The 20000-nt window shown below is 73.3% G+C and carries 17 protein-coding genes and 1 pseudogene; 12 read left to right on the forward strand and 6 right to left on the reverse strand.

The window, feature by feature from the left end; all coding sequences use genetic code 11:
- The 7 genes and pseudogenes from J4709_RS50785 to J4709_RS50815 all read left to right on the forward strand — a co-directional run.
- A pseudogene (locus J4709_RS50785) lies at positions 1-252 on the forward strand (cell division protein FtsZ); the annotation flags it as partial.
- Positions 249-1034, forward strand: coding sequence for a peptidoglycan editing factor PgeF (gene pgeF / locus J4709_RS50790; RefSeq protein WP_208252729.1), 786 nt, complete (start codon positions 249-251; stop codon positions 1032-1034). The pseudogene J4709_RS50785 and the gene pgeF, both read left to right, overlap by 4 nt.
- Positions 1031-1762, forward strand: a complete 732-nt coding sequence (locus J4709_RS50795; protein WP_372442249.1) for a YggS family pyridoxal phosphate-dependent enzyme — start codon at positions 1031-1033, stop codon at positions 1760-1762. The genes pgeF and J4709_RS50795 overlap by 4 nt, the downstream gene beginning before the upstream one ends.
- Positions 1763-1864: 102 nt before the next feature.
- Positions 1865-2401: a cell division protein SepF gene (locus J4709_RS50800; RefSeq protein ID WP_173100064.1), complete on the forward strand. Its 537-nt coding sequence runs from the start codon at positions 1865-1867 to the stop codon at positions 2399-2401.
- A gap of 21 nt (positions 2402-2422) precedes the next feature.
- Positions 2423-2707: a YggT family protein gene (locus J4709_RS50805; RefSeq protein ID WP_173100065.1), complete on the forward strand. Its 285-nt coding sequence runs from the start codon at positions 2423-2425 to the stop codon at positions 2705-2707.
- A 49-nt stretch (positions 2708-2756) separates the two neighbouring features.
- A complete protein-coding gene (locus J4709_RS50810; protein WP_173100066.1) occupies positions 2757-3701 on the forward strand; it encodes a DivIVA domain-containing protein in 945 nt (314 codons plus the stop codon).
- Between the two features lie 176 nt (positions 3702-3877).
- Positions 3878-5302: a hypothetical protein gene (locus J4709_RS50815; RefSeq protein WP_208252730.1), complete on the forward strand. Its 1425-nt coding sequence runs from the start codon at positions 3878-3880 to the stop codon at positions 5300-5302.
- Between the two features lie 222 nt (positions 5303-5524).
- Here the strand turns inward: J4709_RS50815 and J4709_RS50820 are convergent, their stop codons facing one another.
- Positions 5525-6304, reverse strand: a complete 780-nt coding sequence (locus J4709_RS50820; RefSeq protein ID WP_307802157.1) for a DUF1707 SHOCT-like domain-containing protein — start codon at positions 6302-6304, stop codon at positions 5525-5527.
- Positions 6305-6462: 158 nt separating this feature from the next.
- Positions 6463-9639: an isoleucine--tRNA ligase gene (gene ileS / locus J4709_RS50825; RefSeq protein ID WP_208252731.1), complete on the reverse strand. Its 3177-nt coding sequence runs from the start codon at positions 9637-9639 to the stop codon at positions 6463-6465.
- Between the two features lie 944 nt (positions 9640-10583).
- On the opposite strand from ileS, the gene J4709_RS54385 reads away from it, so the two are divergent.
- The 3 genes from J4709_RS54385 to J4709_RS50840 are packed head-to-tail and all read left to right on the forward strand — an operon-like array spanning position 10584 to position 12660.
- Positions 10584-10964: a TraR/DksA family transcriptional regulator gene (locus J4709_RS54385; RefSeq protein WP_232385347.1), complete on the forward strand. Its 381-nt coding sequence runs from the start codon at positions 10584-10586 to the stop codon at positions 10962-10964.
- 38 nt (positions 10965-11002) lie between these two features.
- Positions 11003-11728, forward strand: a complete 726-nt coding sequence (gene lspA / locus J4709_RS55315) for a signal peptidase II (RefSeq protein WP_269757696.1) — start codon at positions 11003-11005, stop codon at positions 11726-11728.
- Entirely contained in the window at positions 11728-12660 is a 933-nt protein-coding gene (locus tag J4709_RS50840) for an RluA family pseudouridine synthase (RefSeq protein WP_208252733.1), read from the forward strand. The genes lspA and J4709_RS50840 overlap by 1 nt, the downstream gene beginning before the upstream one ends.
- Positions 12661-12693: 33 nt before the next feature.
- On the opposite strand, the gene J4709_RS50845 is transcribed toward J4709_RS50840, so the two are convergent.
- Positions 12694-13089 (reverse strand): chorismate mutase, encoded by a 396-nt coding sequence (locus tag J4709_RS50845; RefSeq protein WP_208252734.1) that lies wholly within the window; start codon positions 13087-13089, stop codon positions 12694-12696.
- 489 nt (positions 13090-13578) lie between these two features.
- On the opposite strand from J4709_RS50845, the gene dnaE reads away from it, so the two are divergent.
- Positions 13579-17109 carry a DNA polymerase III subunit alpha gene (dnaE, locus tag J4709_RS50850; RefSeq protein ID WP_208252735.1) on the forward strand — a complete coding sequence of 1177 codons (3531 nt, stop codon included), beginning with the start codon at positions 13579-13581 and terminating at the stop codon, positions 17107-17109.
- 13 nt (positions 17110-17122) lie between these two features.
- On the opposite strand, the gene J4709_RS50855 is transcribed toward dnaE, so the two are convergent.
- The gene (locus J4709_RS50855) at positions 17123-18013 is read right to left on the reverse strand and encodes an LLM class flavin-dependent oxidoreductase (RefSeq protein WP_208252736.1); all 891 of its coding nucleotides are present in this window, start codon (positions 18011-18013) and stop codon (positions 17123-17125) included.
- A 94-nt stretch (positions 18014-18107) separates the two neighbouring features.
- Positions 18108-18824 carry a DUF6882 domain-containing protein gene (locus tag J4709_RS50860; protein ID WP_208252737.1) on the reverse strand — a complete coding sequence of 239 codons (717 nt, stop codon included), beginning with the start codon at positions 18822-18824 and terminating at the stop codon, positions 18108-18110.
- A gap of 166 nt (positions 18825-18990) precedes the next feature.
- Here J4709_RS50860 and J4709_RS50865 point away from each other — a divergent pair, with 166 nt between their 5' ends.
- A complete protein-coding gene (locus J4709_RS50865) occupies positions 18991-19569 on the forward strand; it encodes a hypothetical protein (RefSeq protein ID WP_232385339.1) in 579 nt (192 codons plus the stop codon).
- Here the strand turns inward: J4709_RS50865 and ybaK are convergent.
- Positions 19453-19959: a Cys-tRNA(Pro) deacylase gene (gene ybaK / locus J4709_RS50870; protein WP_208252738.1), complete on the reverse strand. Its 507-nt coding sequence runs from the start codon at positions 19957-19959 to the stop codon at positions 19453-19455. The two genes, J4709_RS50865 and ybaK, sit on opposite strands and share 117 nt — an antisense overlap.
- Positions 19960-20000 lie beyond the last annotated feature (41 nt).

Genomic DNA, 20000 nt, shown 5'->3' on the forward strand with positions numbered 1-20000 from the left:
GGCGGCTCGCCGCCCGGCGACCCGGCCCGCGCCGAGCCCGCCCGCGCCGAGGCGCCCGCGCTGCAGCCCGCCGACCGCGACCAGGCCGACGCCGGCTCGCGCGCCCCCGCGCCGCGCCCGTCCGCCGACTCGACCCCGTCCCGGGTGCACGCCGGCGAGAACGACGGCGGCCCCGCCCCCGCTGGCGGCCGCCGCCGCCCGGTCGTGTTCGACGAGGACGACGACCTCGACGTGCCCGACTTCCTGAAGTGATCACCACCGTCGCCCTGGGCGACGGCGTCGGCGCCGCCTTCACCGGGCGGTCCGGCGGCGTGAGCACGGCCCCCTACGACTCCCTGAACCTCGGCGGCGCGGTCGGCGACGACCCCGCCGCCGTCGCCGCGAACCGGCGGCGCGCCGCCGCCGCGCTCGGCGCCGACCCCGACCGCACCGTCTGGATGCGGCAGGTGCACGGCGCCGACGTCGCGTTCGTCACCGCCCCCGCCCCCGCCGGCGGCGCCGCCGGCGACCACGGCCCGGTCGACGCGGTCGTCACCACCGTCCCCGGCCTGGTCCTCGCGGTCCTCGTCGCCGACTGCGCCCCCGTCCTGCTGGCCGACCCCGCCGCGGGCGTGGCGGGCGCGGCCCACTCCGGCCGCCCCGGCACCGCCGCCGGCGTCGTCCCCGCGCTGGTGAAGGCGATGTGCGAGCGCGGCGCCGACCCCGCCCGCATCCGCGCCGCGATCGGCCCCGCCGCGTGCGGCGGCTGCTACGAGGTGCCCGCGGAGATGCGCGAGGAGGTCGCCGCCGTGGTGCCCGCCGCGCACGCCACGACGTCGCGGGGCACCCCGGGCCTCGACATCCGCGCCGGGATCGTCGCGCAGCTCGCCGCGGGCGGGGTGGACGACGTCCGCGTCGACCCGCGCTGCACCATCCAGACGCCCGGCCTCTTCTCCTACCGCCGCGACGGCCGCACCGGCCGGTTCGCCGGATTCGTCTGGCTCGACGACGGGCCCGGCGCGGGCGGGGACCCGCGGCCGGAGGGCGACGCGTGACCGCCGACGGGACGGGGAGTCCGCTGAGCCCGGACGAGCGGCGCGCCGAACTCGCCGAGAGCCTCGCCGAACTGCGCGGCCGCATCGACGCCGCCTGCGCCGCCGCCGGACGCGACGCGGCGGAGGTCGCCCTGATCGCGGTGACCAAGACCTTCCCCGCCTCCGACGTGCGGCTGCTGGCCGGACTCGGCCTCACCGAGGTCGGCGAGAACCGCGACCAGGAGGCGCGGCCCAAGGCGGCCGAATGCGCCGACCTGCCGCTCACCTGGCATTTCGTCGGCCGGCTGCAGACCAACAAGGCCCGCGCCGTCGCCTCCTACGCCGACGTCGTGCACTCGGTCGACCGGGCCCGGCTCGTCACCGCGCTGTCGGACGCCGCCGCCCGCGACGGCCGCACGCTGCGCTGCCTCGTCCAGGTCTCGCTGGACGAGGCCGAGCACCGGGGCGGCGCGTCCCCGGCCGAGGTGCCGGCCCTCGCCGACGCGATCGCCGGGGCCGCCGGCCTGCGGCTCGGCGGGCTGATGGCCGTCGCGCCGCTCGGCGCCGACCCGCTGCCCGCGTTCGAGCGGCTCGCGGCGGTCTCGGCGGATCTGCGGCGGAACCATCCGGACGCCCGGATCGTCTCTGCGGGCATGAGCGGTGATCTGGAGCAGGCGATCGCGTGTGGCGCGACACACCTGCGGATCGGTACGGCGTTGCTCGGCGGCCGACGGGCAATCGTCAGGTAATGTCCCGGGAGTGGTACCTGCCGGAACGCGGGCCACGTAGACGGATCGGTCCAGCGGCGCCGCGGGCGCCGGGTGCCGCGGCCACAGGACACGGAGGGGCGTATGGCCAGCGCGATGCGCAAGATGGCGGTCTACCTCGGCCTGGTGGAGGACGACCGCTACGACGACAAGTACGGCGACGAGTACGACTACGAGCCCTACGACGACGAGACCGACCCCGGCCAGGGGCGCCGCCGCGAGGACGAATCCGGCGGTCAGCTTACCCGAGCCGAGGAGGCCGCGGACCGCGAACGCGATCATCACGCGGCGTCGCCGGCGGAGCGACGCTCCGTGGCGCTCTACGAGTCCGGTACCACCGACCTTGCGCGCATCACTACGCTGCACCCTAGGACCTACAACGAGGCGAGGACCATCGGGGAGCACTTCCGTGAGGGCACCCCGGTGATCATGAATCTGACCGAGATGGTCGACAGCGACGCCAAGCGGCTCGTCGACTTCGCGGCGGGTCTCGTGTTCGGCCTGCACGGGAGCATCGAGCGTGTTACCAACAAGGTGTTCCTCCTGTCGCCCGCCAACGTGGAGGTGACGGCGGAGGACAAGGCCCGGATGGCAGAACGAGGGTTCTTCAACCAAAGCTGACAGCCACATGCGAGAGTGTCCGTGAACATCGTTGGACAGGTGCTGACGTACCTCCTGTACATCTTCCTGCTGTTCTTGATCGGCAGGCTGATCCTGGAGGTGCTGCAGTCGTTCGCCAGGCAGTGGCGTCCCAGAGGGGTGGTGCTCGTGATCGCCGAGGCGACCTACACCATCACCGATCCGCCGCTAAAGCTGCTGAGGCGTTTCATCCCTCCCATACGGCTGGGTAACGTGGCGCTGGACCTCAGTTTCACCTTCCTCATCCTTGTGGTCTGGGTCTTGATCATCTTCGTGCAGAGGCTCTGATCGGATACCGTCCTTTGGGACAGACTCCAAGCGCGCCAAGGAGACGAACATGCCGCTGACACCCGCCGATGTGCGGAACAAGCAGTTCAGTACCACCAGGCTGAGGCCGGGGTACGACGAGGAGGAGGTGGACGCCTTCCTCGACGAGGTCGAGGCCGAGCTCGACCGCCTCATCCAGGAGAACGAGGAGCTGCGGGCCAAGCTGGCCGAGTGCCTCCGTGGCAAGGTTCCCGCCATGGCCGCCCCCATCGTGGAGCCCAAGCCGGACGTCCAGAAGATCCCCGAGCCTCCCCGCCCCGAGCCGCAGCCGCAGCCCGAGCCGGAGCCCGTCCCCCTGGGCCTCGGCATGGCGCCCGCGCCCACCGGCGAGGACAACATGGACACCGCCGCGCGCGTGCTCGCGCTGGCGCAGCAGACCGCCGACCAGGCGATCGCCGACGCGCGCCGCGAGGCCGACGAGACGCTCGGCCGCGCGCGCCGCGAGGCCGAGGAGATCCTCGGCAAGGCCCGCCGGCAGGCCGACCAGATCGTCAGCGAGGCCCGGTCCCGCGCCGAGGCCCTCGACCGCGACGCCCAGGAGCGGCACCGCCAGGTCATGGGCTCGCTCGTGCAGCAGCGCGAGGAGCTCGAGCGCGAGGTCGACAACCTGCGCGCCTTCGAGCGCGAGTACCGCAGCCGCCTGAAGGTCTACCTCGAGGGCCAGCTGCGCGACCTGGAGGCCGGCAGCACCGAGACCGGCGCGTTCGCCGCCGTCCCGGGCGCGGCGCAGGCGATGTCGCAGTCCCCGAGCCCGCAGCCGCCGGTTCCGCAGGGCGGGCCGCAGACGGGCCCGCAGAACGCGCTGCCGCCGCACGCCGAGAACCGCAACGGCGGCCCCGGCCCGGCCGGTCCCGCGTTCCCGTCGCCCGCCGAGCACACCCAGCAGGTGCAGCACTCGGCGACGGGCGCGTTCCACTCCGGCGGCGGTGACAACCCGCCGCACGAGAGGCGCTGACGCGGGCACCGCAGGCGATAGTGTCGTCCCGATCGCCGCGCCGAGGATGGCATCGTCGCCGTCCGGGCGGCCCGGGAGGTCGGCCGGGTCCGGTTGATCGGGAGAGATGCTGCGTGGCGGCACGGGCCTGAAGGGCGGCCCGGAGCCGAGCGGTCCGAACGAGGGGGAGAGACCCTGTGATCATCCTGAGTGGCGTTCTCGTGGTGGCGGCGATCGCCCTGCTGGTTGCGGGAATCGTCGCGGGCAACGGAGACAGCGCACAGGTCTTCGGCCTGGACGCGCTGGTGGTGATCTACATATCGATCGCCGTCAGCATCGTCTCGGCGCTGTGCCTGGCCATCGGGGTGTTCCTGCGCCGCAGGGAGCTTTTCGGCAGCGGCGCCCCCGCCGCGCCGGCCAGGAAGGGCAGGAAGGGCAAGCGCCAGCGGCCGGCTCCGCCGGTCCCCGCCGCCAAGAGCGCGGCCGGCGCGCCCGCGGCGTCCCGTCCGCTCGCGGACGCCCCCGCCGAGCCCGACGACGAGCTCGATCTCCCCGTCCAGCCCGTGGACGTGCCCGACGACGCCCTGGTGCACGTCGTGCGCGGCCGCAAGCGCTACCACCTCGACACGTGCCGGCAGCTCGCCGGGCGCGACACCGAGGAGCTCACCTACGCCGAGGCGAAGGAAGAGGGGTTCAGCCCCTGCACCGCCTGCATGCCCGACACCGCACTGGCGGCGCGCGCCAAGGCGTCGGGCCCCGGGTCACCGGACCTGGGCAGGACGGTCGTGGACGGCCCTGGACTCGCCTCGCCCGGTGTGGACCGCTCCCCGTCGCCGAGCCCGGACGGCGGCCTGGCCGGGTTGGCCAAGCCGGCGCCCGCCGCCGCGCCCGTCCCGCACGCCGCGCCCGCGCCGTTCGACCGGACCGCGGAGATCCCGCGCGTCGGGGCGCCGGAGGAGTCCGCCGAGACCGCCCGCCCGTCGGGTGAGCGCCACGAGGAGCCGGCGGCCGGCCGCACGCCGTCCGCCTGGTCGTCCTCGCCGGCCGATCCCGACCCGGAGCCGGAGCCGGAGCCGGAGCCCGCCCCGTACCGGAGCCCCGCCGGGCCGACGCTGACGGACATCCCCGTCGCCGGCCTGGCGCCGCGGGAGCCGGAGCGGGCCGAGGAGCCCGCCGCCGAGCCGCAGGCGGCCGAAGCGCCCGAGCCCGAGCCGGAGGCCGCGGCCGCGGACGAGCGGCCCGCAGCGGCCGGATCCGCGCCGACCGACGTCACCGCGGACTTCGGGTCCGACCCGCTGAACCTGGGCGAGACGGCCGCGCCGCGTCCCCGCGACGCCGAGGACGCGCCCGTCCCCGAGCCCGCCGCGCCGTCCGAGCCGGCCGCCGAGGAACGGCCCGCCGAGGCCGACGAGCCGGACGAGGACGCCGCCGCCGACGACGACGGCCCGCAGGTCCGCATCCTCAGCGGCACCAAGCGATACCACCGCACCGACTGCGCGCTGATCGAGGACATCGGCGACGAGGCGGACGACCTGGAGGCGCTGTCGCGCGCCGAGGCGAAGGCGCGCGGCTGCACGCCCTGCCTGGTCTGCCAGCCCGACCGCGAGCACGCACGGGACTGATCGCGGCGCCCCCGGCTCCGGGGGCGTCCTTCTTCACCGGACGACGCGGCGATCGCCGCGTCGTTTCCGTTCGCCCTCGTGCCGGCGCCGCGCGCTCGCGGCGCTGAGGGCGGCGACGGCGGGCGAGCCGTCGCGGTCGTCTCCAAGCGGCTTCAGCGTGCGCCGGGCCGCCGGACGCCGCGGGGGAGCGGTGGGGTGAATCGCCCGCCCGGTACGTGCCGGTCAGCGGTGGCGGCGGCGTTCGGCGCGCAGCTCGCGGAGCCGCTCGCGGCGCTCGTCGCGGCGGCGGTGCATCTCCTCGTGGTGCTCCAGCATGCGCTCGTGGTGCTCCTCCATCTTCTCGAGGTGCCGCCGGTGGCGCTCCAGGTGCCGGTCGTGCCGGGAGGGCCGCTCGCCGATCTCGCGGCGCCGCACGTTGACCCCGCCGAAGATGACCATGCCGGTCAGCCGGATCAGCGGCGCGTCCGGGTCGATGACGTCGTCGGGCAGGTCGGCGCCGCCGAACACCATCGCGGCGGAGTTGGTCACCCGCACGCCGGGCGGCACCGTGATGTCGACGCCGCCGAACAGGCAGCTGATGTTCACGGTGACCTCGCCCTGGCTGAGCACGGCCTGCCGGAAGTCCAGGTCGGCGCCCCCGAACACGCAGGAGACGTTGGTGGTCGGCTCGACCAGCCAGCGCCCCTTGCGGCTCACCCCGCTGAAGATCGCCACGAGGCTGGAGGACTGCCGGACGGGCGGCGGGAGCGGCGTCTCGTCCTTCTGCAGGCGGACCTTGGGCCGCGGCGCCTGCTCGGACGGCAGGTCGGCGAGGAGCGGGTCGAGGTCGGCGTAGGTCTTGGCGTTGTAGACGGCGTCGATGCGCTCGGCGTGCTCCTCCGGCGTGATGCGGCCCTCCGCGAGGGCCTCGCGCAGACGGTCGGCGACCTGGTCGCGGTCGGCGTCCGAGGCGCGCATGCGCGCGGGAGAGTCGGGCTCGGAGGGCTGCTCGGGAAGGTTCACGGGACCATCATCGCAAACGGGGCGCCGCCAACGCGATGTGTCGCGAGGAACCGGACGTGTCGCGCCGCGACCGGGGTCCGGTCCGGGAACGGGTCCCCGGACCGGACCCCGGTCGCGAGCAGGCCCGACGGCCTCTCGCCCCAGGGTGCGTCGCCGGGCTAGCTCTTCCGCAGCCAGTAGGACAGGCCCAGCTCGTCGTCGCGGCCGGCGGTGAGGCCCTCGGGACGGCCCTCGGTGACGGACGTGGCGAGGACCTCGGCGCCGACCTCGTCGCCGTGGGCGCGCAGCGCCTCGGCGAGGTCGTCGCCGGCGGCCTGCCACCACAGCTCGATCCGGTCGGTGACGTCCAGCCCGGCGGCCTTGCGGGCCTCCTGGACGAGCCGGACGGCCTCCCGGACGAGCCCGGCGCGGCGCAGCTCGGCGGTGACGGTGAGGTCGAGGGCGATCGTCTCGCCCGCGGCGCTCTCGACGGCCCAGCCGCTGCGCGGCCGCTCGGTGACGACGACGTCGCCGGGGGACAGGCTCACCGCGCCGACGCCCTCGGCGTCGACCTCGGCGGCGCCGGCGTCGCGCAGCGCGTGCACGAGCGCGGCGGGGTCGGCGGAGGTGACGGCCTTGGCGACCTTCGGGGTGTCCTTGGCGTACCGCTTGCCGAGCTCGCGGAAGTTCGGCTTGACCTCGTACTCGACGAGGTCGCCGCCGATGGAGGACAGCTCCTCGAACGCCTGGACGTTCAGCTCCTCGGCGATCTGCGCGCGCAGCTGCCCGGGCAGCGCGGCCCAGCCGGCGGCGCCGACGAGGGCGCGGCCGAGCGGCTGGCGGGTGCGGACGCCGCTGGCGGCGCGCGCGGACCGGCCGAGCTCGACCAGCCGCCGGACGAGCGCCATCTGCGCGGTCAGGTCGGCGTCGAGCAGGTCCTCGTCGACCGCGGGGAAGTCGGCGAGGTGCACCGACTCGGGGCCGCCCTCGGGCCGGATGACGTCCCACACGTGGTCGGTGATGAACGGGACCATCGGCGCCATGAGGCGGGTGAGGGTCTCCAGGCACTCGTAGAGCGTCGCGAACGCCGAGGCGCCCTCGGGCGTCTCGGGGCCCTCCCAGAAGCGGCGCCGGGACCGGCGGACGTACCAGTTGGACAGGTCGTCGATGAACTCGGCGAGGCGGCGGCCCGCGCGGGCGGTGTCGAACTGCTCCAGCGAGGTGTCCACCTCGCGGACGGTGCGGTGCAGTTCAGCGAGCGCCCAGCGGTCCAGGAGCGGGCGGTCGGCGGGTGCGGGCGCCTCACCGAGCCGGTCCGGCGTCCACGCCTTGCCCTGGGCCTGCGCCGCGTTCGCGTAGAGGACGAAGAAGGACGCGGTGTTCCAGTAGGTGAGCAGGACCTTCCGGACGATCTCCTCCAGGGCGGGGTTGCCGACCCTGCGGGACGCCCAGGGCAGGCCGTTGGCGAGCATGAACCAGCGCAGCGCGTCGGCGCCGTGCTGGTCCATCAGCGGGATGGGCCGGAGCACGTTGCCGAGGTGCTTGCTCATCTTGCGGCCGTCCTCGGCGAGGATGAGGCCGAGGCACAGGACGTTCTCGTAGGACGACTTGTCGAACACCAGCGTCCCGACCGCCATGAGGGAGTAGAACCAGCCGCGGGTCTGATCCTGCGCCTCGCAGATGTACTGGGCGGGGTAGGTGTTCTCGAAGACGTCGTTGTTGCGGTGCGGCGCGCCCCACTGCGCGAACGGCATGGAGCCCGAGTCGTACCAGGCGTCGATGACGTCGGGGACGCGGCGCGCCTCCGTGCCGCATTGCGGGCACGGGATCGTCACGTCGTCCACGTAGGGGCGGTGCGGGTCGAGCGAGGACATGTCGCTTCCGGCCAGCTCGCCCAGTTCCTTGAGGGAGCCGACGCAGGTGATGTGGTCCTCGTCGTCGCCGCACACCCACAGCGGCAGGGGCGTGCCCCAGTAGCGGCTACGCGACAGCGACCAGTCGACGTTGTTGCGCAGCCATTCGCCGTAGCGGCCCGTCTTGACGGTCTCGGGGAACCAGTTCGTCTTCTCGTTCTCCTCGAGCAGCCGGTCCTTGATCTGCGTGGTGCGGATGTACCAGGCGGGGAGCGCGTAGTACAGCAGCGCCGTGTGGCAGCGCCAGCAGTGCGGGTAGCTGTGCTCGAAGTGGCCGCCGCGGAACAGCAGCCCGCGCGCGCGCAGGTCGTCGGTCAGCGGCTCGTCGGCGTCCTTGAAGAACTTGTTCCCGACCAGCGGCACCTCGCGGAGGAACCGGCCGTCCGGGCCGATCGGGTTGACGATCGGCATGCCGTAGTTCTTGCAGACGGTCATGTCGTCCGCGCCGAACGCGGGCGCCTGGTGGACGAGCCCTGTGCCGTCCTCGACCGTCACGTAGTCGCCCAGGACGACGTAGTGCGCGTCCGGGATGTCGACGAGGTCGAACGGCCGCTGGTAGGCGGTGCGCTCCAGCTCGCGGCCCTGGTACGTCGCGAGGCGCTCGGCGCCCTCGCCGAGGACCTGGTCGACGAGCGGCTCGGCGACCACGAGGACCTCGTCGGACCCGGCGGGACGTGCGGCGACGTAGGTCACGTCCGGGTGGACGGCGACGGCGGTGTTGGACACCAGCGTCCACGGCGTCGTCGTCCAGATCAGCAGCGCGGCGCCCATCTCGGCGAGCGGGCCGGACGTGACCGGCATCCGCACGTACACCGACGGGCTCGACACCGTCTCGTACCCGCCGGGCTGCCCCAGCTCGTGGTCGGACAGGCCCGTCCCGCAGCGCGGGCAGTACGGGGTGATGCGGAAGTCGCGGAACAGCAGGCCCTTGTCGAAGACCTGCTTGAGGGACCACCACACGGCCTCGACGTACTCGGGGTCCATCGTCCGGTACGCCTGGTCGGTGTTGACCCAGTAGCCCATGCGCTCGGTCATCTCTTCGAACGCGTCCACATGGCGCAGGACCGACTCGCGGCAGCGGTCGTTGAACTCCGCGACGCCGTACTCCTCGATGTCCTTCTTGCCGGTGAGGCCGAGCTCCTTCTCCACCGCGACCTCGACGGGCAGGCCGTGGCAGTCCCAGCCGGCCTTCCGGGGGACGTGGTGGCCCTTCATCGTCTTGAACCGCGGGAAGATGTCCTTGAACACGCGCGCCTCGACGTGGTGGACGCCGGGCATGCCGTTCGCGGTGGGCGGGCCCTCATAGAAGACCCAGGGGGTCCCGGACGCGGTGCGCTCCAGGGACCGCTCGAAGACCTTGCTCTCCTGCCAGCGGCGCAGCATGTCCCGCTCCATGGCGGGCAGATCGACCTGCGCGGGCAGCGGCCGGAACTGACGGCTCACTTGGGCGGACCTCCGGATCGACGTGGGCTCGTGCACGTGGACCGGAGGGACGAGACGCCTGCCCGGACCGGCCGAGCGGGGACCCGCGGTACCACCCTCCTTGACCGCGCCCGCCTGGTCGTCCGGACCGGCGCGATCCGCTTCGTTCGAGTCTCCGGCTGCCGGGTCTACTGGGCCCGCGGACGGACGTCCGGGACGGTTCCTCCGGCGGCTCCGGGGTGATCAGGCCGCCGGGCTCGCCCCCGGGCTCGCACCGTCCCCGGGTCGCTCATCGCTGCGTACGGCGGCAGGTGTCCCCATCGCGGCCTGCCAAAAAAGACTGCTTCCCCGACTCTAACGCACCCCGCCCCCGGCCTCTTCCCGTTTTCCGGCCGCGCGAAGCCTCCCCGGTGCCTCCCCGGTGCCTTCCCGGTGCCGCGCCTGTGCCGTGCCGTCGCCTCGCCGGTGCCTGACCCGGGTGATGGGCTTCCTTTGCGATCTCCTGCTACCTGCTGGAGTTTCCTTGTGAGCGGGCCCCGGGCATAAGCGGTCGGTAACCGACCCAGGGTGTTTACCCGGCCCGCGAAAGGGGACTTATGCTGCCCGCACTGCCCGTCGAGGCGATCAGCGCCGAGGAGGCCACCATGGCCGGCGCGGGGAAGGGCACGGTGCCCTCTGGAACGGCCGCGCCCGCGGAAAAGCCGGCGCCCTCCGGAACGAATGGGCCCGCTGGAAAGGCGGTGCCCTCCGGAAAGGCGATGCCATCCGGCGCGAAGGGCCGGAGCGCGCGGCAGGGCGCGGCGAAGACACCGGCGGCCAAGGACGCGACCAGGCCCGCCGGGGGCGCGCGGGCGGCGGCCAAACCGTCCGCCAAACCGTCCGCCAAGCGCGGCGCCGCCAAGCCCGCGGCCAAGCCCGGCCGCGCGGCGGGCAACGGCAAGGCCGCGGCGGCGAAGGCCGCGGAACTGCCGGTCCGCGAGGGCGAAGGGCACTGGACGGCCGCCGAGCTGGCCGAGGTGCGGGCCGGGCTGCAGGAGCAGATCGTCGCGCTGCGCGAGGAGATCGCGGCGTCCGCGGTGCAGATCGCGGAGGGCGACATGAGCGAGGGCGCGGGGGACGACCAGGCCGACGCGGGCGCCAAGACCTACGAGCGCGAGCACGAGTTGGCGCTCGCATACAATTCACAGGACCTGCTCGCCCAGATAGAGCGGGCAGTCCAGCGGATGGAAGCGGGCACGTACGGGACCTGCGAGTCGTGCGTCGAGCCGATCGGCAAGGCGCGCCTTCAGGTCTTCCCGCGTGCGACCCTGTGTGTGACATGCAAACAACGCGAGGAACGTCGCTGAGCGACCAAACGAACCCTGACGGAGGGGCCGGGGAGTCCATGGGACCTCCCCGGCCGCGCCGTGTCGGCGTGCTGATCGCCGTGGCCCTGGCCGCGCTCGCCGCCGACATCGTGTCCAAGACCATCGTGGTGGCCACGCTGCAGGACCGGGCGCCGGTCCGGCTGCTCGGCGGGCTGCTGACCCTGCGCGAGACCCGCAACAGCGGCGCCGCGTTCTCGATCGGCACCGGCTACACCATCGTCTTCACCGTGATCGCCTGCGGCGTGGTGGTGGCGATCCTGCGCACCGCCCGCAACCTGCGCAGCCTGCCCTGGGCCGCCTGCCTGGGGCTGCTGCTCGGCGGCGCGATCGGCAACCTGATCGACCGGCTCTTCCGGGCCCCGGCGCCGCTGAAGGGCCACGTCGTCGACTGGATCGAGTTCCCGCACTACCCGGTGTTCAACCTGGCGGACTCGGCGATCGTCTGCGGCGGGATCCTGGCCGTCGTGCTGGCGGCGCGCGGCCTCCAGATCGACGGGACGCGCCTGTCGGGCAAGGACGGCGAGGAGGAGGCGGACGAGCCCGCCGCCGAGCCGTCCGCGCCGGCTGAGCCGCCCGCGCGTCCGGAGCCGTCCGCGCGTCCGGAGGCGCCCGCGCCCGCCGCGGAGGTCGCTCCGGAGGCGCCGGCCGCGGACGAACCGGCCCCCGACGGCGCCCCCCGCGCCGGCGACGGCCCGTCCGGATCCGGCACCGGGGACGTCCCGGCGCGCGAGGAGAAGCACTGATGGCCGACGTGCGCGGCCTCCCGGTGCCCGACGGCCTGGAGGGCGAGCGGGTCGACGCCGCGCTCGCCCGGCTGTTCGGGCTGTCGCGGGGCGGGGCCGCCGAGGTCATCGCCGCCGGCGACGTGCTGCTGGACGGCCGCGAGGTGGCCACCAAGTCCGAGCGGCTGCAGGCGGGCGCCTGGCTGGAGGTGACGCTGCCGCCCCCGCCGGCGGCGCCCGCGCCGGTCGCCGAACCCGTCCCCGGCATGGGGATCCTCTACGAGGACGACGACATCGTCGTGGTGAACAAGCCGATCGGCGTCGCCGCGCATCCGACGACCGGCTGGACGGGCCCCACCATCCTCGGCGGGCTGCTCGGCGCCGGGCACACGATCGCGACCAGCGGCGCGTCCGAGCGGCAGGGGATCGTCCACCGGCTGGACGCCAACACCACCGGCGCGATGGTGGTCGCCAAGAGCGAGGTCGCCTACTCCCGGCTCAAGCGGGCGTTCAAGGAGCGCCGCATCGACAAGCGCTACCAGGCGCTCGTCCAGGGCCACCCGGACCCGTTCCGCGGGACGGTCGACGCGCCGATCGACCGGCACCCGTCGGGCGACGGCCGGTTCGCGGTCGTGGCGGGCGGCAAGCCGTCGGTGACGCACTACGACACGGTGGAGGCGTTCCGGGCGGCGACGCTGCTGGACATCGACCTGGAGACCGGCCGCACGCACCAGATCCGCGTGCACATGTCGGCGATCCGGCATCCCTGCGCGGGCGACATGGCCTACGGCGCCGACCCGACCCTGGCCGAGCGGCTCGGGCTGCGTCGGCAGTGGCTGCACGCCGCGCGGCTGGGGTTCGAGCATCCGACGCGGGGCGACTGGGTGCAGTTCGAGAGCCCCTACCCCGACGACCTGGCCCGCGCCCTGGAGATCGTCGCCGCCGAGTCCTGACGGGCCCGCGGGGCGCGCCCCGCGGGCCGCCGGTCAGCGCCCGGCGGCGTCCAGGCCGGCCTCGATGACCGCGTTCATGATCGTGGCGAGCCGGTCGCGGCCGAGCGAGGGCGCGTGCTCGGCCATCGCGTCGACGATCTCGCGCTCCCGGTCGGGGCTGCGGCCGGCGAACCCGCCGACGGGCTTGAGCCGCTGGACGAGCGCGGCGACGGCGGCGCGGTGCTCCAGCAGCACGGCCAGCGCCGCGTCCAGCCCGTCGATCGCCGCGCGCGCCTCGGCCACCGTGCCGAGGTCCTCGACGGACGGCAGCGACACGCGCAGCAGCGGCGCGGCCGGCTCCGCGGGCGCGCCGGACGTCCCGCAGGCGGGGCGGGACGGGCCGGGGGCGTCGGGGGTGCCGCCGGTGGCGTCGATGACCCGGTCGTGCATGTCGGTCTCCCTTCTCGGGGCGGCCGCACCGCGCAGGGGATTGCGTGCCCGGGGCCGCGTCCATGAAAAGCGTCCATGAAAAAGCGGAGGCCCGGGTGGGTCTCCGCTCTTGCCGGCTCCGGGGTCGTCGCTCAGGTGATGGCGGCGGCCGGCTGTTCCGGAGCCGGCCGGGTAAACCCGAAATGGCGACGTTCCACGCGACGATGATACGGCGGGACGGTGAGCTCCAGTCAAATCCCGGACGCCCGTCTCGCGTCGTGAGACGGGCCGCGAGGGTGCGGCGGGTGTTCCCGCGGATGCCGCGCGTGACCCCCGGGACGGCTGGGCGAGTCGGGGCGCGGAGCGGCCCCGGACGGGGTTAGGCTCTCAGGACCGCGTCATCCCGGCGACCCGTCCGGGACGGCGATCTTCCCCCGGGACCGATAACGCGACCACGTGCGGGCCCCGCACGTGGGCGGTCGCATGCGAGCACCAGGAGGCGCATCGGGCATGGCCGACTCTTTCGTTCACCTGCACGTTCACACCGAGTACTCCATGCTCGACGGAGCCGCCCGGTTGAAGCAGATGTTCGAGGAGGTCGGGCGGCAGGAGATGCCGGCGATCGCGATGACCGACCACGGCAACATGCACGGCGCCTACGACTTCCACAAGCAGGCGACCGCCGCCGGCGTCACCCCGATCATCGGCATCGAGGCGTACATGGCGCCCGAGTCGCGCTTCCACAAGAAGAAGATCCAGTGGGGCGAGCCGAGCCAGAAGCGCGACGACGTCTCCGGCGGCGGCCTGATCAACCACATGACGCTGTGGGCGCGCAACAAGGACGGGCTCCACAACCTGTTCAAGATGTCCAGCCGCGCGTACATGGAGGGGTTCGTCTTCAAGTACGCCCGGATGGACGAGGAGCTGCTCGCCGAGCACTCCGAGGGCGTGATGGGCACGACCGGCTGTCCGTCCGGCAAGATCCAGACGCGGCTGCGGCTCGGCCAGTTCGACGAGGCGCTCAAGGCCGCCGCGAACTTCCAGGACATCCTCGGCAAGGACAACTACTACCTCGAGCTGATGGACCACGGGCTGGAGATCGAGCGCCGCGTCCGGGACGGCCTGATCGAGATCAGCAAGAGGCTGAACATCCCGCCGATCGTCACCAACGACTCGCACTACACCCACGAGTCCGAGGCGACCGCGCACGACGCGCTGCTGTGCGTCCAGGTCGGCAAGCAGCTCGCCGACCCCGACCGGTTCCGGTTCGACGGGTCCGGCTACTACCTCAAGACCGCCGACGAGATGCGCGGCATCGACTCCTCCGACATCTGGGCGGAGGGCTGCCGCAACACGCTGCTCCTGGCCGAGAAGGTCGACCCGGCGGGGATGTTCGAGCACCGCGACCTCAGCCCGCGCTTCCCCGTCCCCGAGGGCGAGACGGAGGAGAGCTGGTTCCGCAAGGAGGTCTGGGCGGGCCTGGAGCGGCGCTTCCCGGACGGCCTGCCCGAGGGGTACAAGGAGCAGGCCGAGTACGAGATGGGCGTCATCCTCGGCAAGGGGTACCCGTCCTACTTCCTCGTCGTCGCCGACTTCATCATGTGGGCCAAGCAGAACGGCATCCTGGTCGGCCCGGGGCGAGGCTCCGCGGCGGGCTCGCTGATCGCCTACGCGATGGGCATCACCGACCTCGACCCGATCCCGCACGGGCTGATCTTCGAGCGGTTCCTGAACCCCGAGCGCGCGTCCATGCCCGACATCGACATCGACTTCCCTGAAGACCGGCGCGCCGAGGTCATCAAGTACACGACGGAGAAGTGGGGCGCCGACAAGGTCTCCTTCATCGCCACGTTCGGCACCATCAAGGCGAAGGCCGCCATCAAGGACGCCGGCCGCGTGCTCGGCTTCCCGTACGCGCTGGGCGACCGGATCTCCAAGGCGTTCCCGCCCGCCGTCATGGGCAAGGACATCCCGCTGTCGGGCATCTTCGACGACAAGCACCCGCGCTACGGCGAGGCCGGCGAGCTGCGGAAGCTGTACGAGGAGGAGACCGACGTCAAGCAGATCATGGATCTGGCGCAGGGCCTGGAGGGGCTGATCCGGCAGACCGGCGTGCACGCCGCCGGGATCATCATGTCCGGTGAGACGATCACCGACCACGTGCCGATCATGCGCCGGGACGCCGACGGCGCGATCATCACGCAGTTCGACTACCCGACCTGCGAGACGCTCGGCCTGCTGAAGATGGACTTCCTGGGCCTGCGGAACCTGACGATCATCGACGACGCGCTCAAGGGGATCAAGAAGAACAAGGGCGTCGACGTCGACCTGCTCGCGCTGCCGCTGACCGACCAGCCGACCTACGACCTGCTGGCGCGCGGCGACACGCTCGGGGTGTTCCAGTTCGACGGCGGCCCGATGCGCTCGCTGCTGCGGCTGATGAAGCCGGACAACTTCGAGGACATCTCCGCGGTCGGCGCCCTGTACCGGCCGGGCCCGATGGGCGCGAACTCCCACACCAACTACGCGCTGCGCAAGAACGGCCAGCAGGAGATCACCCCGATCCACCCGGAGTTGGCCGAGCCGCTGAAGGAGATCCTCGACACGACCTACGGCCTGATCGTCTACCAGGAGCAGGTCATGGCGATCGCGCAGAAGGTCGCGGGCTACACGCTCGGCAAGGCGGACCTGCTCCGCCGCGTCATGGGCAAGAAGAAGAAGGCCGAGCTGGACGCCCAGTTCGTCGGCTTCGAGCAGGGGATGATCGACAACGGCTTCTCCAAGGAGGCCGTCAAGACGCTGTGGGACATCCTCGTCCCGTTCTCCGACTACGCGTTCAACAAGGCGCACTCCGCCGCGTACGGCCTGGTCTCCTACTGGACCGCCTACCTCAAGGCGAACTATCCGGCCGAGTACATGGCGGGCCTGCTCACCTCCGTCGGCGACGACAAGGACAAGAGCGCCCTGTACCTGTCGGAGTGCCGCCGGATGGGGCTGAAGGTCCTGCCGCCGGACGTCAACACCTCCGAGGCCGACTTCACCCCGCTCGGCGACACCGAGATCCGCTTCGGCCTGTCGGCGGTCCGCAACGTCGGCCACAACGTGGTCGACGGGATCGTCGCGGCCCGCAAGGAGAAGGGCGCCTACACCGACTTCAACGACTTCCTCAACAAGGTCCCGCCGCAGGTGTGCAACAAGCGGGTGGTGGAGTCGCTGATCAAGGCGGGCGCGTTCGACGAGCTCGGGCACCAGCGCAAGGCGCTGCTGATGGTGCACGAGCAGGCGATCGACTCGGTCATCGACATCAAGCGCAAGGAGGCCGTCGGGCAGGACTCGCTGTTCGGTGCGCTGGAGGAGGACGGCGGCGAGGACGCGTTCGCCGTCGCGATCCCCGAGGGCGAGGAGTGGGACAAGACCACCCTGCTGGCCTTCGAGCGGGAGATGCTCGGCCTGTACGTCTCCGACCACCCGCTGCTCGGCGTCGAGCACATCCTGGAGCGCGAGGCCGACTGCACCATCGCCTCGCTGAACGAGGGCGAGCGGCCCGACGGGCAGATCGTGGTGATCGCGGGGCTGCTGTCCGGCCTGCAGCGCAAGGTCACCAAGCAGGGCAACTCGTGGGCGATGTTCCAGCTGGAGGACCTCGCCGGCTCGATCGAGGTGCTGTGCTTCCCGTCGTCGTACCAGCTGTGCTCCACGCTGCTCGCCGAGGACGCGATCCTGATCGTCAAGGGCAAGCTGGACCGCCGCGAGGACGTCGCGAAGATCATCGCGATGGAGGTCACCCAGCCCGACCTGACCATCACCGAGGGCACCGGCCCGCTGTCGGTGACGCTGCCGCTCGGCCGCTGCACGCCGCCGACGGTGTCGCGGCTGAAGGAGGTGCTGGTCACCCATCCGGGCACGTCGGAGGTGCACCTGCACCTGCAGAACGGGCCGCGCACCACGGTCGTCCGGCTGGACGACCGGCTGCGCGTCGCTCCGTCGCCGGCGCTGATGGGCGATCTGAAGCAGCTCCTCGGCCCGTCCTGCCTCGGTTAGCCGCCCGCCCCGGTCATTCCGCGAGCAGGGCGCGGGCGGCGGGAACCACCTCCTGCGTCCAGCGGCGCAGCTGTGCCTCGCCGGGGTTCTCCGGCCAGTACACGAACGTGTCGAAGCCGGTCCCGGTGGCGAGGTCGGCGACGACGCGGGCCCAGCCGGCGGCATCGGTGCGGATCGGCTCCTCGCCCTGGAGCCGGACGGGGCCGGGCGCGTCGGTGACGTCGCCGACGAGCTGCGCCATCCGGGTGATCGCGGACGGGTCGCGGCCGGCGTCGCGCGCGGCGCGGGTGATGGTGTCCTGCGCCTCGCGCCACTTCTCGTACGGGAGGTAGTGCGGGATCGGGGCGGCCCATCCGTCGCCGATCCGGCCGGTGAGGGCCAGCGCCTTCGGGCCGACCGAGCCGATCCAGATGCCGACCGGGTGCGCGGGCGCGGGCCCGGCGTGGACGCCCTCGACGGTGTAGTGCTCGCCGCGGACCCGGACGGTCTCACCCGGCCGCCACATCGCCCGGATGATCTCGACGGCCTCCTCAAGGGCGCCCAGGGCCTGCGGGTTCGTGCGCCGCGGGCCGCCCATCGCGGCGATGGCGGGCCAGTACGCCCCGGCGCCGAGCGCCAGCTCGAAGCGGCCGCGACTGAGCAGGTCGAGCGTGGCGGACTGCTTGCCGAGCATCGCCGGGCCGCGCAGCGGCAGGGACGCCACGTCGGGGAACACCCGCAGCCGCTCGGTGCCGGCGAGCGCGGCCGCGATGACGGCGAACGTGTCGGCGAGGTCCGCGGCGTACGGGTGGTCCTGGACGCCGAGCAGGTCGAGGCCGTCGCGGTCGGCGAGGCGGGCGAGGGACAGCAGCTCGTCCAGGCCGGTGGCCGACGGGGCGAGCTGGACTCCGAATCGGTAGATCATGAGCACGACGCTACCGACGCCGGCCCCGGTCCGGATCAGTACCGTTACCGGCGGGGACACCGGTGCGGTCCGCCGCCGTCCGGCGCCGTCGGGGTCAGCCGCGGACGGCGGCGGGGGCGGCCGGCGCGAGCCGGTCGGCCTGCCAGTCGACGAAGCGGCCGAGGCCGTCGAAGAGCGCGCGGGCGCCGCCGCCGCCGGGCGGCCGCAGCTCGGTCAGCTCGTCGCTCTGCCGGTAGGCGATCCGGTGGTGCGACAGCAGCCCCGCGAGGGTGAGCCGCGGCTCGTGCGGGAACAGGCTCGCCGCGCCGGCCAGCAGCCGCGGGACGGGGATCGGGTCCCAGCCGGCGGCCGGCACCTGCGGGTCGTCGACGTGCAGGTAGGCCGAGCCGCCGTCGTAGCCGGCGCCGATGTAGCCGGCGCCGCGCAGCACGCCGCCCGCCGCCATCGCGATCAGCTCGCCGCCGTGCCCGGCCGGCCCGTCGTACCAGGACAGGTCGACCTCGGGCGTGGTGAACTCGGTGATGCCGAGCCGCTCGCCGAGCGCGCGGATGGCCAGCGTCGGGACGACCGCGGGATGGGCGTCGCCGAACTGCGGGTTCGCCCATCCCCACAGCCAGGTGCGCTCCTGCGCGGCGTAGGAGCCGAGCAGCGAGACGCGGACGGTGACGCCGCCGCTGGCGTAGGTGCGGGCGGTGAGGTCGGCGCTCCAGTCCTCGCGCGGGAGGAACTCGGCGAGCGTCTCCTGCTGCTGCAGGACGACGGCCGCCAGGGCGGCGCCGAGGCGTTCGAACGCGGGACTGAATCCGGACATGTCGGGCACATTATCCCAGTAACCGGGGCGGTCGCGGGTGTGAATCAAGACGGGAATCGGACACCACTCGATTGTCGATCGGCTGACCTGGGCAGGCTAGGCTTTCGCTGTCAGAGGACACTTCCATCTAGGAGCGTACGCAGTGCGGCGACCGACCGGGAGGCAGTTGACCACCTGGCTGGTCACCACCGCCATCGTGACGGTGCTGGGGCCGCTCGCGGGGCTCCTGTGGGCCAACACCATCCCCCGGGTCAGCTATCTGATCATCCAGGGTGAGCCTCTGATCGCCGATCCGGAAGGCGAGGGCCCGATCGGGATCGACGGCAGGTTCGCGCTGATCGGCCTGGTCGCGGGGTTGCTGTGCGGCGCCGTCGCCTATGCCGCGCGCGGCCGCCGCAACGACATCGCGCTGATCCTCGGGCTCGCCGCCGGCGGCGTCGCCGCGTCCCTGCTCGCCTGGCGGACCGGGCACCTGGTCGGGCTCGGCCACTTCCACGACGTCGTCCGGCACGCCCGCGACGGCGCCACCGTCACCGGCGTCGCGGACCTGGGCGCCAAGGGCGTGCTGATGTTCTGGCCGGTGGTCGCGGTCGCCGCCTACGGGCTGCTGGAGGTGGTGTTCCGCCGGCTACCCCCGGGCGATCGGGGCGAGGGCGGCTCCGGTGAGGGCGACGAGGTCGGCGGGGACGAGCTCGATCTGCAGTCCGCGCCGACCGGCCGAGACGTAGACGGTCGCGAGCGCTGACACCGAGTCGTCGATCACCGTCGGCAGCCGCCTGCGCTGCCCGAGCGGGCTGATGCCGCCGACCACGTAGCCGGTCGCGCGCTCGGCGTCGCGCGGCTGCGCCATCGCCGCCTTCTTGCCGCCCGCCGCCGCGGCCAGCGCCTTCAGGTCCAGCGTCCCCGACACCGGCACCACCCCGACGGTCAGCCGCCCGTCCACCTCGGCCAGCAGCGTCTTGAAGATCCGGTCGTGCGGGACGCCGAGCGCGTCGGCCGCCGCCTCCCCGTAGGACTCGGCGGCCGGGTCCGGCTCGTAGGAGTGCAGCGTGAACGCGATCCCGGCCTTGGTCGCGGCGACCGTGGCGGGCGTGCCCTTGCCGCCCGCCTTGCCGCCGCCCGCCTGCTTGCCCATGGGGACAGTCTGCCGTGATCTCCGCCCCCGCGCCCTGGCGC

Origin of the sequence: Actinomadura violacea (assembly GCF_017573465.1) — a bacterium.
Classification (GTDB): Bacteria; Actinomycetota; Actinomycetes; order Streptosporangiales; family Streptosporangiaceae; genus Spirillospora; species Spirillospora violacea.

Bases quoted from the DNA above. Each gene is read 5' to 3' on its own strand.
- J4709_RS50800 (WP_173100064.1), top strand. From the start codon at position 1,865: ATGGCCAGCGCGATGCGCAAGATGGCGGTCTACCTCGGCCTGGTGGAG.
- J4709_RS50810 (WP_173100066.1), top strand. From the start codon at position 2,757: ATGCCGCTGACACCCGCCGATGTGCGGAACAAGCAGTTCAGTACCACC.
- lspA (WP_269757696.1), top strand. From the start codon at position 11,003: ATGGGACCTCCCCGGCCGCGCCGTGTCGGCGTGCTGATCGCCGTGGCC.
- J4709_RS50840 (WP_208252733.1), top strand. From the start codon at position 11,728: ATGGCCGACGTGCGCGGCCTCCCGGTGCCCGACGGCCTGGAGGGCGAG.
- J4709_RS50845 (WP_208252734.1), bottom strand. From the start codon at position 13,089: ATGCACGACCGGGTCATCGACGCCACCGGCGGCACCCCCGACGCCCCC.
- dnaE (WP_208252735.1), top strand. From the start codon at position 13,579: ATGGCCGACTCTTTCGTTCACCTGCACGTTCACACCGAGTACTCCATG.
- J4709_RS50855 (WP_208252736.1), bottom strand. From the start codon at position 18,013: ATGATCTACCGATTCGGAGTCCAGCTCGCCCCGTCGGCCACCGGCCTG.
- J4709_RS50860 (WP_208252737.1), bottom strand. From the start codon at position 18,824: ATGTCCGGATTCAGTCCCGCGTTCGAACGCCTCGGCGCCGCCCTGGCG.
- ybaK (WP_208252738.1), bottom strand. From the start codon at position 19,959: ATGGGCAAGCAGGCGGGCGGCGGCAAGGCGGGCGGCAAGGGCACGCCC.